Annotated in this window: 15 protein-coding genes; 14 read left to right on the top strand and 1 reads right to left on the bottom strand. The window is 68.6% G+C overall.

The features are described 5' to 3' along the window. Positions 1-6 precede the first annotated feature (6 nt). Genes cobO through D9C15_RS30750 form a run of 9 tightly spaced genes read left to right on the top strand, consistent with a single transcriptional unit; the run spans position 7 to position 7,862 of the window. Positions 7-573, top strand: coding sequence for a cob(I)yrinic acid a,c-diamide adenosyltransferase (gene cobO, locus D9C15_RS30790; protein ID WP_128003320.1), 567 nt, complete (start codon positions 7-9; stop codon positions 571-573). Next, the gene (gene cbiB / locus D9C15_RS30785; RefSeq protein WP_128003319.1) at positions 573-1,475 is read left to right on the top strand and encodes an adenosylcobinamide-phosphate synthase CbiB; all 903 of its coding nucleotides are present in this window, start codon (positions 573-575) and stop codon (positions 1,473-1,475) included. Before cobO ends, cbiB begins: the two co-directional genes overlap by 1 nt. Then, positions 1,472-2,503: an aminotransferase class I/II-fold pyridoxal phosphate-dependent enzyme gene (locus tag D9C15_RS30780; RefSeq protein ID WP_310734536.1), complete on the top strand. Its 1,032-nt coding sequence runs from the start codon at positions 1,472-1,474 to the stop codon at positions 2,501-2,503. The genes cbiB and D9C15_RS30780 overlap by 4 nt, the downstream gene beginning before the upstream one ends. Continuing rightward, positions 2,500-4,011 (top strand): cobyric acid synthase, encoded by a 1,512-nt coding sequence (locus D9C15_RS30775; RefSeq protein ID WP_128003317.1) that lies wholly within the window; start codon positions 2,500-2,502, stop codon positions 4,009-4,011. The genes D9C15_RS30780 and D9C15_RS30775 overlap by 4 nt, the downstream gene beginning before the upstream one ends. Before the next feature lie 3 nt (positions 4,012-4,014). Then, complete coding sequence (gene cobT, locus D9C15_RS30770; protein WP_128003316.1) at positions 4,015-5,073, top strand: nicotinate-nucleotide--dimethylbenzimidazole phosphoribosyltransferase; 1,059 nt, start codon at positions 4,015-4,017, stop codon at positions 5,071-5,073. After that, complete coding sequence (gene cobS, locus D9C15_RS30765; RefSeq protein WP_128003315.1) at positions 5,070-5,873, top strand: adenosylcobinamide-GDP ribazoletransferase; 804 nt, start codon at positions 5,070-5,072, stop codon at positions 5,871-5,873. The genes cobT and cobS overlap by 4 nt, the downstream gene beginning before the upstream one ends. Next, on the top strand, positions 5,870-6,424 hold the full coding sequence (locus D9C15_RS30760; protein WP_128003314.1) for a histidine phosphatase family protein: 555 nt from the start codon (positions 5,870-5,872) through the stop codon (positions 6,422-6,424). The genes cobS and D9C15_RS30760 overlap by 4 nt, the downstream gene beginning before the upstream one ends. Next, positions 6,403-7,158, top strand: a complete 756-nt coding sequence (locus D9C15_RS30755; protein ID WP_128003313.1) for a 2'-5' RNA ligase family protein — start codon at positions 6,403-6,405, stop codon at positions 7,156-7,158. The genes D9C15_RS30760 and D9C15_RS30755 overlap by 22 nt, the downstream gene beginning before the upstream one ends. Next, positions 7,146-7,862, top strand: coding sequence for a hypothetical protein (locus D9C15_RS30750; RefSeq protein ID WP_205854956.1), 717 nt, complete (start codon positions 7,146-7,148; stop codon positions 7,860-7,862). The genes D9C15_RS30755 and D9C15_RS30750 overlap by 13 nt, the downstream gene beginning before the upstream one ends. Here D9C15_RS30750 and D9C15_RS30745 read toward each other — a convergent pair. Next, a complete protein-coding gene (locus D9C15_RS30745; protein ID WP_128003312.1) occupies positions 7,828-8,304 on the bottom strand; it encodes a hypothetical protein in 477 nt (158 codons plus the stop codon). The genes D9C15_RS30750 and D9C15_RS30745 overlap by 35 nt on opposite strands. A 191-nt stretch (positions 8,305-8,495) precedes the next feature. Between D9C15_RS30745 and D9C15_RS30740 the strand changes: the two genes are divergently transcribed. The 5 genes from D9C15_RS30740 (at position 8,496) to D9C15_RS30715 (ending at position 13,010) form a co-directional block, all read left to right on the top strand. Continuing rightward, positions 8,496-9,620: a DUF7064 domain-containing protein gene (locus tag D9C15_RS30740; protein WP_240668662.1), complete on the top strand. Its 1,125-nt coding sequence runs from the start codon at positions 8,496-8,498 to the stop codon at positions 9,618-9,620. Between the two features lie 500 nt (positions 9,621-10,120). Then, a complete protein-coding gene (locus D9C15_RS30730; protein ID WP_011831855.1) occupies positions 10,121-11,368 on the top strand; it encodes a hypothetical protein in 1,248 nt (415 codons plus the stop codon). Positions 11,369-11,404: 36 nt separating this feature from the next. Then, positions 11,405-11,866, top strand: coding sequence for a hypothetical protein (locus D9C15_RS30725; RefSeq protein ID WP_128003310.1), 462 nt, complete (start codon positions 11,405-11,407; stop codon positions 11,864-11,866). A gap of 21 nt (positions 11,867-11,887) precedes the next feature. Then, positions 11,888-12,337, top strand: a complete 450-nt coding sequence (locus D9C15_RS30720) for a PEP-utilizing enzyme (protein WP_128003309.1) — start codon at positions 11,888-11,890, stop codon at positions 12,335-12,337. Positions 12,338-12,437: 100 nt separating this feature from the next. Beyond that, on the top strand, positions 12,438-13,010 hold the full coding sequence (locus D9C15_RS30715; RefSeq protein WP_128003308.1) for a hypothetical protein: 573 nt from the start codon (positions 12,438-12,440) through the stop codon (positions 13,008-13,010). Positions 13,011-13,246 lie beyond the last annotated feature (236 nt).

Raw genomic sequence — 13,246 nt, 5'->3', positions numbered from 1 at the left:
CCGCCCATGGACATCGTCAAGCCACCCACCGCACCCAGTCCGAAGGCCGAAGGCGAACGCCGCGGCCTGATCCTCGTGCACACCGGCCACGGCAAGGGCAAGAGCACGGCCGCCTTCGGCCTGGCGCTGCGGGCGCACGGCCGCGGTATGCCGGTGAAAATCTACCAGTTCATGAAGGTGCCCTCGGCCCGCTTTGGCGAGCACCGCATGTTCGAGCAGCTCGGCATCCCGATCGAGGGTCTGGGCGACGGCTTCAGCTGGAAGAGCCGTGACCTCGAACACAGCGCCCAGCTCGCCCGCGACGGCTGGGCACGCGCCGAGGAGACCATCCGTGCCGGCGAGCACTTCCTCGTCGTGCTCGACGAGATCACCTACCCGCTGCGCTACGGCTGGCAGACGCTGGAGCCCGTGCTGGCCTGCCTGCGCGAGCGGCCGGCCCATGTGCATGTGGTGCTCACCGGCCGCGATGCGCCGCAGGAGCTGATCGATCTGGCCGACACCGTCACCGAGATGACGCTGGTCAAGCACCACCACCAGCAGGGCGTGCCGGCGCAGCGGGGCATTGAGGACTGATGGTCGCCGCCGCCGCGCTCGCCCTGGCTTGGTTGATCGACAGTCGCTTCGGCGAGCCTCGCTCGGCCTGGCACCCGGTGGCCTGGTTCGGCCGCATCGCCGCGCCTCTGGGTCGTCGTGTGCACTCCTGGGCTGCACCTGCCGCCTTCGCGGCCGGTGCGGTGTTGTGGTGCAGCCTCGTCGCCGCTGTCGCAGGAGCGGCCTTCGCCGTGGAGCAGGCCGCCGGGGCAGCGCCGGCATGGATCGCGATCCCGCTGCTCGCCGCGGCACTGAAGCCGACATTCGCGTGGCGGATGCTGAGCGACGAGGTGCGCGCCGTCGAAGTGGCGCTCGGGCAGGGGCTTGAACAAGGCCAAGCCCGCGTAGCCCGGCTGTGCAGCCGCGACGTCACCCAGCTCGACGCGGCTGCAGTACGCGAGACGGCCATCGAATCGCTGGCCGAGAACTTCAACGATTCGCTGGTCGCGCCGCTGTTCTGGTTCCTGGTCGCCGGCCTGCCCGGTGCCTGGACCTGGCGCGCCGCCAATACGCTCGATGCGATGTGGGGCTATCGTGGCCCCTGGGAATGGGCCGGCAAATGGGCGGCGCGGGCCGACGACGTGCTGGGCTGTGTGCCGGCGCGCCTGGCGGCGTTGCTGCTGTGGCGGCCGAGCGTGGGCGTGGCTCGTCTCACGCGCGAGGCTGCGCTGACGCCGTCGCCCAACGGCGGCTGGCCGATGGCGGCGATGGCGTTTCGCATCGGGGTCCGGCTCGGCAAACAGGACGCCTATGCCTTGAATGCGCAGGCCCTGGCGCCGGATGCTGCAGCACTGACGAATGCCTTGACGGTCGGCGAGGGGGCGGCACGCGGGGCGATCGCGGCTGCGCTGCTGCTGGTCGTGCTCAAGGTGAACGTGTGGTGAGCCCCGGTACGGCCGCCCGAGTCCACGGCGGTGCCGACGCACACGGCGCCGCGCGCTGGGACTTCTCCACCTGCGCCAACGCGGCGGGACCGTGCCCGGCCGCCCTCGCAGCCGTGCAGGCAGCCGACGCGACGCGCTATCCCGACCCGGCCGCCACGGCAGTCCGGCAGGCGCTGGGGGCACTGCACGACGTCGAGCCTTCGCGGATCCTGCCCGCCGCCAGTGCGAGCGAATTCATCCAGCGTGTCACCGCGGTCACCGCTCGGCTTTGGCCCGGTGCCGTGCGGGTTCCACGCTTCGCGTATGGCGACTACGCGGCGGCCGCCGCGGCGTGGGGCCGCCCCTTTGTCCCCCACGATGTCGAGGTCCCGGGCACGCCGTCGCAGTGCACGCTGCGCTGGCATGCCGATCCGACGAGTCCGCTGGGCCAGGACGGCGCTGTCGCCCGTGACGACTCCTATTGCTGCCCCGCCGTGCTCGACGCGGTGTACGCGCCGCTACGGCTTCAGGGAGCGTCGGCGTGGACAGCATCCGCGCGCGATGCGGTCTTCGTGCTGCACAGCCCCAACAAGGCGCTGGGCCTGACCGGCGTGCGCGGCGCTTACGCGGTCGCGCCACGAGATCGCGGTGGCGCCGGCTACGACGTGCTGGCCTGCCGAGGCTCGCTGGAGGCTGCGGCGCCTTCATGGCCGCTGTCGGCCCACGCCGAGGCCATGCTGCTGGCCTGGGCCACGCCCGACGTGCACGGCTGGGTGGCCGAATCACGCACCCGCCTGGCGGCCTGGAAGGCGGACCTGCTGCGGCGCCTGTCGGCACGCGGCTTCGAGGTGCGGCCCAGCGTGACGCCGTACGTTGTCGTGCGCCCACCGCGCCCCGTGGCACCATCTCTGCTGCGCAGTCACCACGTCGCGGTACGCGACGCGACGTCGTTCGGCCTGCCGGGCTGGTGGCGAATCTCGACGCAACCAACCTCAGCCCAGGACGCGTTGATGCACGCACTCGACCTACTCGACGGGAGTCTGCGATGAAGACCGCCCTGATGGTCTGGGGTGCGAGCAGCGGCGCCGGCAAGAGCCTGCTCGCGACCGCGCTGTGCCGCTGGGCCGCGCGCGAGGGCTTGGATGTGGCACCGTTCAAGGCCCAGAACATGAGCAATAACGCCCGCGTCGTGCCGCTGGCGGCGCACGGAGCGGACAATGGCGTGGGCGAGATCGGCTCGGCCCAGTTTTTCCAGGCGCTGGCCGCGCGCGTGGTGCCGCTGGTGGACATGAACCCCGTGCTGCTCAAGCCCGAGCGCGACACGGCCAGCCAGGTGGTGGTGCAGGGCCGGGTCGACGCTGCGCTGTCGCGCATGCCCTGGCGCGAACGCAGCGCCCGGCTGGCACGGGCCGCGCGCGAGAGCTTCGATCGCCTGGCCGCGCGGCACGAGGTTCTGGTGATCGAGGGGGCCGGCTCGCCGGCGGAGATCAACCTCGCGCCGCAGGACTACGTCAACCTCGGCACGGCGCGCTGGGCGCGCGAGATCACCACTCTGCAGGCACTGCTGGTGGTGGACATCGACCGAGGCGGCGCCTTCGCCCACCTGCACGGCACCTGGGCGCTGCTGCCTGACGACCTGCGCACCAGTCTTGCCGGGTTCGTGCTCAACAAGTTCCGCGGCGATGCGGCACTGCTGGCACCCGGGCCCGATCGCCTGCAGGCGCTGACCGGCGTGCCAGTGCTGGGCGTGCTGCCGATGAACCGCGACCACGGGCTGCCGGAGGAGGACGGGCTTTACGGCGCGGCGTCGGGCCCGGCCGGTGGCCTGCGCGTGGCCATCGTCGCCTGGCCGCAGCTGAGCAACCTCGACGAATTCCAGCCGCTGGCCGCCGTGGCATCGGTGCGCTGGGTGCGCAGCGCGGGCGAACTGGACGGTGCCGATTGGATCGTGCTGCCCGGCTCCAAGCAGATTAGCGGTGACCTCGCCTGGCTGAAGGCGCAGGGCCTGGACGCCGCCATCGTGCGACACGCCCGCGCCGGGCGGCCGGTGCTGGGCATCTGCGGCGGCCTGCAGGCGCTGGGTGCCTTGCTCGACGACCCCGACGGCGTGGACGGAGAGGCCCATGGCCCGCTGCCGGGCCTGGGCCTGCTGCCGCTGGCCACGCGCTATGCCGCGCCCAAGCGGCTGCGGGCCGCACCGGTGCAGTTCGCGCATCTGGCCCGCCCGTGGCAGGCGCTGTCGTCCCGGCGCTGGGCCGCCTACGAGATCCGCTGCGGACGCATGCAGTCCATCGCAGGTGCCGCCTCCGCGGCCACGCCGGCGCTGCACGATGCCAAGGGCCTGCCGATCGGCTGGTCGGCCGCCGCGGACCCGGGGCAACCGGACCGGCACAACGTGCTCGGCATCGCCACCCACGGGCTGTTCGAGGACGCTGCGGTGCTGCGCGCCCTCTTCGGCCAGCAGGTGCGCACGCTGGACGCCACTTTCGACGGCCTGGCGGATTTCATCGATACCCACCTTGGCGCAGCCACGCTGCGCAAACTTTTTCACTGTTGACCCATGGATTCCGAGTTCGACACCGCCCTGCCGCTGCCCACTCTTGAGCATGCTGCCCGGCGTCAGCGTGTCCAGGCGGCGCTCGATGCCAAGACCAAGCCGCTGGGCGCACTGGGCTGCCTCGAATCGTTAGCCGTTCAGCTCGCGGTCGCGCTCGGCACCGACCAGCCCGCCTTGCTCGCGCCGCAGCTGGTGGTGTTCGCCGCCGACCACGGCATCGCCGCGCGTGGCGTCTCGGCCTATCCGGCCGAGGTGACGCGGCAGATGGTGTTGAACTTCCTGACCGGCGGCGCGGCCGTGTCGGTCCTGGCGCGTCAGCACGGCTTGGCCCTGACAGTGGCCGACTGCGGCGTCGCCGCCGAGTTCGAGGCTCACCCGATGCTGGCGCGGCTGAAGGTGGCCGGCGTCGAGCGAGGCACTGCCGATGCGAGCCGCGGCCCGGCGATGAGCGAGGCGCAATGCCGCACCGCCATCTTGCAGGGCCGCCGCCTCGTCGCGGCGCTGCCCGGCAACGTGCTGCTGCTGGGCGAGATGGGCATTGGCAACACCTCGGCGGCTGCCTTGTTGATGGCCCGCCTGACCGGCGCGCCGCTGCAGGTGTGCACCGGCCGTGGCACGGGTCTCGACGATACGGGCCTCGCCGCCAAGCGCGCAGTCCTGGCCGAGGCACTGGAGGCCAACGCCCAGGCGACGCGGCCGCTGCAGGCCCTGGCCGCTCTCGGTGGCCTGGAGATCGCCACCATGGTCGGCGCGGTGCAGCAGGCCGCGGCGAGCGGGCGCGTGATCGTGGTCGACGGCTTCATCACGACAGCCGCCGTGGCGGTGGCGGCCGCGCTGCAGCCCGCCGTGCTCGCCCACTGCGTCTTCGCGCACCGCTCGCAGGAGACCGGGCACACGCACTGGCTGCAGCACCTGGGTGTGCAGCCGCTGCTGGACCTGGACCTGCGACTCGGCGAAGGCTCGGGCGCCGCGCTGGCGTGGCCTCTGCTCGACTCCGCCTGCCGCGTGCTGGCCGAGATGGCCAGCTTCGCCTCGGCCGGGGTCAGCCAGCGCACGCCATGACGATGCTGGTGCGAGAGCTGAGGCTCTTCATGCTGGCGCTGCAGTTCCTGACCCGCGTGCCGGTGCCCGTCTGGGTCGGCTTCGACCCCGCACAGATGCGCCGGGCCGTTCGGCACTTTCCGCTCGTGGGCGTGCTGATCGGGGCATTCGGCGCCTGCATCGCACTGGCCGCGAACCGGTTCTGGCCGCCGACCGTGGCGGCTGCGCTGGCGCTTGCCGGTACCGTGTGGCTCACCGCGGCCTTCCACGAGGATGGCTTGGCCGACACCTTCGACGCGCTGCTGGGCGCCGCTTCGCGCGAGAAGGCGCTGGCGATCATGACGGATTCGCGCATTGGCACCTACGGTGCGGTGTCCTTGGTGCTGTCGCTGCTGGTGCGTACGCATTTGCTAGCCGAGCTGATGGCACGCGATCCGGCGGCGGCCGCCGCCGCCCTGATCGCCGCCCACGCGAGCGGCCGCAGCGCTGCGGTGGCGCTGATGGTGGTTTTGCCCTACGCGCGCAGCGACGAGGGTGACGCACCGCAGGCCAAGGCAGGCAGCGTGGCGCGCGATGTGCCTGGCATCGACGGGGCATGGGCTGTTGCCATCGGCCTGCTCGCGCTGGCGTTCGCGGCCCGGACACAAGCATCGCCGATCGCGGCGGGTGCCTCGCTGCTGATGCTGGTTGGCATGGTCTTCACGCTGCGCCGCTGGCTTCGACGGCGCCTGGGCGGCTACACGGGCGACACCCTGGGGGCTTCCGAGCAGATTGGCGAGATGGCCATCCTGATGGTATTCGCGGCGTCGGGGACGGGATGAGCGGGGTGCAGTTGCACGCCTGGCGACATCCCGCAGCGATCGGGGCGGAAGGACGGTGCATCGGGCGGACGGACCTGCGCGTCGATGCCCGGCGTGCGAAGCGGCAGGCACACCGGATCCGCGCCTTCGCCCGCCGCCACGGCCTGCCCTGCATCGTCGTCACTTCGCCGTTGGAACGCTGCCGCGCGGTGGGGCGCTGGCTGTTGCGCTGGGGCTGGCGACACTGGATCGACCCCGCGCTCGTCGAAGCGAACTTCGGCGAGTGGGACGGACAACCCTGGACGGCCGTTGCGCCGAAGGCGATCGACACCTGGTGCGCCGACTTCGTGGACCATGCCCCGGGCGGCGGCGAGTCCGTCTCATCGGTGCTGCGGAGAGTGCGGTCCTTCGATCCCGGCGAGGCACGGCTACTGGTCACGCACGGCGGCTGGCTCTGCGCCGCGCTGTGGCTGCGCGATCAAGGCAGTGCCCAGCCGACCAGCGAGCAGTGGCGGGCTCCGCCGCCCCACGGACAACAGGTCGACCTCGAATGGCAGCGGATCGCGCGCTGATTCGGGCCGACCCGCAGCCGGTCGTCACGGCACCGGGGCGCGACTGCACGATCGCGAGCCAACAAAGAGACTTCTCCGAGTGGCACCTGGGCCGGCCCCATTTCGCGGTATGGGCCCTCGCGCTGGAGGATCCAGCCCTGGACGTGCGCCTCAGACATGTTCGAACCGCCCTCGACGGTCACCTGCTGCGCGGCTACGAGCGGCAGCCGCACATCACTGTGCACGTGTGCGGCTTCCCCACGACGACGGCACGCCGGAACGACGACTTCGCGGTCGACGAACTCAAGGTGCAGATCGGCGCTCTTGTCCAGTCGGACATCGTCGCGTTCGACGTGCACGTCGGCGAGCCGTTCACGTTCACGTCCGCCGCATGCCTCTCGGTCGAGGATGCTGCGGGCAGCCTGACCCGCATTCGATCCCTCTGGGAACGGGCCGCGCCGACCTGGGACCGGACACACTATGTGCCGCACGTCACCGCCGGCCTCTATGCCGGCGCGTGGCCGTTGGCCGAGATCGAGGCGCGCCTGCGTTCGACTCCCTGCCCATCCCCGCTTGCCCTGCGAGTCCGTTCGGTCGACTGGATGTGCTACGAGAGCGCCCGGATTGCCGGTCCCATGCGCACCCTGATTCGATTCGATCTCGAACCTCGGAAGGCGCATGTCGTCGACGGCAAGCGGCTGCGACGAATGTTCGGACAGGGAATAGATCAACTCGAGCAGGCATGTTCATCATGATTCCCTTCAAGTCCATGCTGGACGAGGCCGGGCTGAACCGGCAGCACATCTTCGATCTCGCACGGCTCCCGCCGGACCTGCTTGCGCCGCTGGGACTTGGCGAGCACGAACGCCAACTCATCCTCATCGGACACGCTGGGCGCCTCCTGTGGGAGCGCGTACAGAAGCATGCAACGGACCCGGTGCATCCGATCGACTCGTACTCGATAGGCGTGGTCGAGCAATGGGCAGCCCTTGCGCTGCCCCAAGCGCGGATTCGCTTTGTCTACCCCAAGGGACTACCAGCCGACCGGCACATCGGTCTCCAGCGCCTCGGGACACTCGCGGGTTGGCACCATCCATCCCCGTTCATGGTGGGCATCAATGCCAGGTGGGGCAGCTGGTTTGCGTACCGCGCGGCGATCATCGTGGACTCGGAACTTCCGGCCTCGCCCGTCGAAGACCACGGGCATCCATGCGTCGATTGCACCGCCAAGCCGTGCATCGGGGCGTGCCCGGCCTCTGCGCTCGACGCCGGGACCATGGACATGAACGCCTGCCACCGCCAGCGGCTCTTGGAAGCCTCGCCCTGTGCGTACGCCTGCCCGGCCCGACAGGCCTGCCCTGTAGGCGTCGAGCACCGGTACGACAAAAGCCAGGTCCGGCACAGCGGGACTGGATCGCTCGCTGCTATAGGGATAAGGCGCTTGCTGAAGGCGTCGTAACCGCGCCGACTGGACGGCAAGCAGGAGACGATAGCCGCGGGACAATCCGCTTGAATGAACGGCGCACGTACGATTGACTCGATGGCTTGAGCCGACGCGTCAGCAGCGGTTCGACCACGGCGACGACGTCGGCGCCCACCGCCTGCGCGGACAGCGCGGCGAGCTGCGCGACCGCGCCATTGCCGACGATGGCGACTTTGTCGTTCGGCTGCGCGCCGCCGCACTCCGTCGCCACCCAGCCGGCGGCGAGGCAGTCGTCGATCAACCGCGCCGCGTCCGGCGAGCAGCCGTTGGGCAGTCCGGCGAGTGTGGTGTCGGCCAACGGCACGTGCACGAACTCAGCCAGCGCCGACCGACCGCCGCCGCGGACACCCGTCAGGCTCATGCACACGAGAGCGTAGGTGGGCCCGACGAGCGCTGGCTTCGGCACCAGTTCGCTCACGCCGGCGCCGGGTCCGACGTCGGGTGCGAAGCTGGCACGTCCTCGAGGAGCAGTAGCTCGTGTGCAGCGAGACCCTGGGCCTTGACCGACGCCACCGCCCAGCCACGCAATAGCGCGAGCCTCAACGGTTCTTCCCCGTCCTCCTACGTTCTTCTGTGCCGTCAGGGTATCCCCGAGCGCCGGCGACCCCATTGGCCGGATCGGACAGTGCGCGCTCCTCGGAATTGTCCGTCATGGCCATAGCTCACGGCGCGCACCCTCTCTACAGTCCTTCCAGACCGCCGGCCCAGACCGGCTCAAGGAGACAAAGCATGATTCGGGACGACGACGCTGACTTTCACCCGCCCGATCCGGCGCATCCGACCTGGGCAGAGACCAACTACTTCGGCTTCTACAACGCCGAGGAGCACCTCAATGTCGGGGTATATGCCCTGTTCCGCACCAATCTCGGCACGGTCACGACTTCAGTCTGCATGAACTCGCGCCGCACGGTGACGCACTGGGAGGCTGACTTCTGCGACATGCGCTCGGCCGTGCCGATCCCGCAGCCGCGCAACCTGCGCGACTACGCGCTCAGCAGCGGCCTGCACGTGCGCTGCCTTGCGCCCAACCGGCAGTGGCAGATCGACTACGACGACGGCCACGGCACCCGCATCGACGTTCGCTACGAAGCGCTGATGCCGGCCTTCGACATCCACGATCCGGCGATGGACCCGATGTGCGCGTCGGCGTCTCAGGAGGGTAAGTTCGCCTGGGGCACCGCCTACAACGGGCACTTCGATCAGACCGGCGCCTTCAAGGGCAGCGTCACGGTGCGCGGGCGCACGGTGCCGATCGATTGCGTTTCGACGATGGACCACAGCTGGGGCCCGCGCCCCGAGCGCGGCGCGCCCGCGATGAGCTGGCTGCACGCTCACTTCTCGAAGGACTTGGCGATCCACGCCATCCTCGGTTTCGATCCGGCACAGGACAACGGGCGCGAACTGTGGCTCGCGCACGGCTATGTGCTCGAGCGCGGCAAGGTCTTCGGGCTGAAGGCCGGCACCGGCCAGACGCTGCGCAAGCAGGAGCGCTATCCCGAGAGCATCGCCCTGCGACTGACCGACAGCACCAATCGCGTGTGGGAGCTGAATGGGCGCGCCGTGACCACGATGCCTTGGGTCTACGTGCCCAACAGCATCGGCTTCAACACGCTCAGCGAGTGGACCTGCGGCACGCAGCGCGGCTGGGGCGAGGTGATGGACTTCATCGAGTTGCCGGTCCTCAATACGCTCAACAGCGCCCCGGCCACGTTGCGCGCGTCCAAACCGCTTTGAGGCTTCGCGTGCCGCCCGCCATCTTCTTCGACACAGATGACACCCTGGTGAACACGCGCGCCGCATCGTGGAAGCTGTTCGCGCAGACGAACAGCAAGCACGGTCCGGGCGCCCACACTCGCCTTGCATCCTCTGCCATCTTCGAGGAGAGTTTCCTCGAGTCGCTGACGCGGCGCTGTTCGTCGGCATCGCGCCCTGCTTTTCAAACGCGTTTTCGGGCGACTGCAGCACGGCCTACCGCGAGGACGCGCCGGGCGGGGACATCCGCGGCGCACGGCCGCGGACGCACAGGTGATTTGGGCGCCGCGCCGCGTGACCCGGAGGCCGGCGTGAAGGCGCAGCAGCGTGGTGGGCGGTCCGGCGCCGAGCGCGTCGCCACGCGCCGCCCGCGCGACCACTCGCCGTAGCGCCGGCCCTGAAGTTAAGCCCGTGGTCGCGTGGCTACGCCGCCTAACGTGGCCAGCAAAAAACCGAAGTTCCTTCCTCAAGGAGACACGAAGATGAAGTGCCTAGAACTGATGCCCCTCGAAGAAACCGTCAAGTGGGCCAAGCACAACTCCTGGTACGTGGCCGACCTGTTGGCCCGCCGGGGCACAGAGGGCGTGAACCCGCTGATTCCGCGCGCGGAATACGAAATGCTGTCGTTCCAGACCACGTTCTTGCAGCACCCATGGCTGTACATGTGGCTGGGCGAGAAGGTCGGCATGGAGGGCATCCGCGCAACCTGCAGCTCCGGCCATCGGGAGTTCGGGATCAAGACGATCACGCCGTGCAACATCCAGTGGGGCTGCGGGATCGCGCTGTTCGGCCGGCTGTTCCTGATCGACGGCGGTCTGATCGGGCCGAACGACTACATCGACAACCTGCGCATCATCTACAGTTTCTGGCGCACCGTCTTCGAGGGCTACATGCGGCAGAAGAAGCCTGCGGTCATGGACGTGGGCTATGCGCTGCAGGTACTCGACCAGGACGTGGTCGAAGATCTGGGCACGAAGGTGGAGCCGCTGCGCGACCCGGAACTGCGCGCCACCGTGGGCCGCTTCAACTCGCTGGCCCAGCTGATGGGCTTCCTCGACCACTACGACAACCGGCTCGGGCTGGGCGACACCGGCCCGTACGACCTCGGCGACCGCTTGATGCTGGTCCGGGACTGCTTCGTCAACGAGAAGTCGTTCCCGTGGACCTACGTCGTCGGCGACCTGCCGTTCTCGTACTCGTTGGTCCTGACCTACGACAAGAAGAAGATCATGCGCGACCGCCAGAGCGGCAAGCTGAAGATGTTCTCGATCTACAACACCGGCACCCTGTTCTGCGATCCGGCCGACTACGAGGAAGAGGCACTGATCGAGGCGGCAGTCTATATGCGCGACGCCGACTTCCCGAATGGCACGACCACGAGGATCCCGCTGAACGAACTGGAGACGCACATCGCGAAGATCGAGGCTGCGGTCGAGCGGATGTACTCGTATCTCGCGATGAAGCCGCATTTCGACAAGATCCTCGAAGGCAACTGGACCTATGTCGCTGCCTCGCTGCCCTACGTGCGGGCGCACGACCTCGAAGCCGAGGCCGCCTCGATGGGGTTCTGGGACATGGATCTGCGCAGCATGGAGTACCTGATCAAGGGCTACGGCAAGGCCGGCGAAGTCCAGCGCAAGGCCACGGCCGGCCTGGGAGCGCCTCCGCCGCAGCTTCCGGGGTTCCGCTGCCGGGGAACAAAGTTCGGCAGATACGAGATCAGCAACTGAGAAAGCGCCGCTTCATCAAATCGAAAGGAGCTGAACATGGCTGACATCAAGGTGAAGAAGGACGCCGAGAAGCGGTTTGCTTGGTCGCACGAGGAGTGGGCCCTGAGCAAGAACTTCCAGACGGCCGACGAGTTCGAGACTTGGCTGAACAACGAGTCGAAGTACTTCATCCGCTGCAACGCAGGCTTCTACGCCCAATGCGTGATCGTCTGCATCGAGTCCAAGGGCGACGAGTTCCTGGCTTACGTGGATGCGTACAAGGGCAAGTTCCCGCCCTGGTACACGGCCGAGGAACTGGCCGCGCTCGACATCGACGAGTTGCGCAAGGAGCCGGCGAAGATCAAGTGGGACGAAGACTGGGAATGGACGACTCTGCGCAAGACCGACTTCCCGCTGCGCCTGAAGGAAGTTGTCTTCCTCTACCCGCCTCAGGAACCCGCGATTCCGTGGCTCTTCCTCTCGCCCGAGGAAAGCGGCCTGGACAAGATGAAGATCTGACTCACCACAGGAGACACTCACATGGCTAACGAGACCGAGATCGACGGTTACCGCTACATCGGACAGGGCTACAACGTAGTTCCGGTCGGCCGCCACAAGGGCGTGGCGCTGAACGTGACAGATCCGAAACAGATGATCGCGTTGATGAAGGACCCGCAGAAGATCAAAGAGACGATGGTGGTCACGCCCGGCGGCACGACGACCTTCGTCGCGCCGCTGCTGTACAAGAAGCCTGCCGGCATCATCACCTACGCCGGAACGCCGGAATCTCACCTCGGCATCGTGGGGCGCAACTTCCGCGTGCCGATCATCATGACGCTGACCCTCGAGGGGGCGGAGTCCATTCCCGACGGCACGCCGCTGCTGATGGAGTGCGACGGCAAGCTGGGCCGCGTCTATGCGAAGATGGAAGTGAAAGCGGGGGCGCAGCAAGCGCCTGCGGATCAGTCGCCCGGGTCGACGCTCGGGTAATTGCCGAATCCGGCCGGCGTCCGGTCCTGGCCGGACCGCCGCCGGAGCCCCAACGCTCGAAGGAGCGACAAGAGCGGCGCGATGCCGCCATGCGACAAACATGCTTACCGAAACTGAATTCCTCGTCCTCAATGCGGTCTATTTGAAGAAGATGGTCGCTGCACCGCAGATCGTCGAAATGACGGGCATAGGGGCGGACGACGTCGCGCGCTGTCTCGAGGACGCGACGACGCGGGGTTGGGTGATGGACATGGGCGCCGACGGCGTGATGGTGCTCGACGACGGCGCCGCCGAGGTGTTGAAGCACTACGCCGAGGCCTACGTTGAACAGCGCAAGGATCCGGCGATGACCGCCTGGTACCACGGCTTCGAGGCGCTGAACACTCGCTTCATCGCCGCGGTAACGCAATGGCAGGAGAGCGACGGGGACTCGAACGCCGAGCGCCGACTGCTGCAAGCGGCTGAACGGCTGGCCAAAGACATCGCGCTGCTGATGCCAGCGCTCCCCCGCTATGCGGGCTACGTCAGCCGTCTGGAAATCAGCATGGAAAAAGTCGATTTGGGCGAACGCGACTTCGTCTGCAACCCTACCGTGGACTCGGTGCACAACGTCTGGTTCGAATTCCACGAGGATATCCTCACGGTTCTCGGGCGCAAGCGCGATACGACGTGAACGTGCGCGCCGCCGATGCTGCGCAATGGCGCCGCCGCGCCGATGCCGCAGGGCCGCCGCTGGGCTTCCGTCCAGCGGGCGAGGCGGGGGCGCTGCATGGTCGTACACTGTGCTTCGCAAGGAGACCGCTTGTTGACGTGGGGCCGCGCGGTTTGGGGGGAGGGCTGCGCGCCGCGCATGCGAGTCCCCGCCCGCACGAAGAGGTCGAAGACATCGTCGTGCGGCCCTCCGTGCGC

Origin of the sequence: Piscinibacter defluvii (genome assembly GCF_004011805.1) — a bacterium.
Taxonomy (GTDB): Bacteria; Pseudomonadota; Gammaproteobacteria; order Burkholderiales; family Burkholderiaceae_C; genus Piscinibacter; species Piscinibacter defluvii.
The sequence above is the reverse complement of the archived record's forward strand: the minus strand, read 5'-3'. Positions and strand labels throughout refer to the sequence as shown.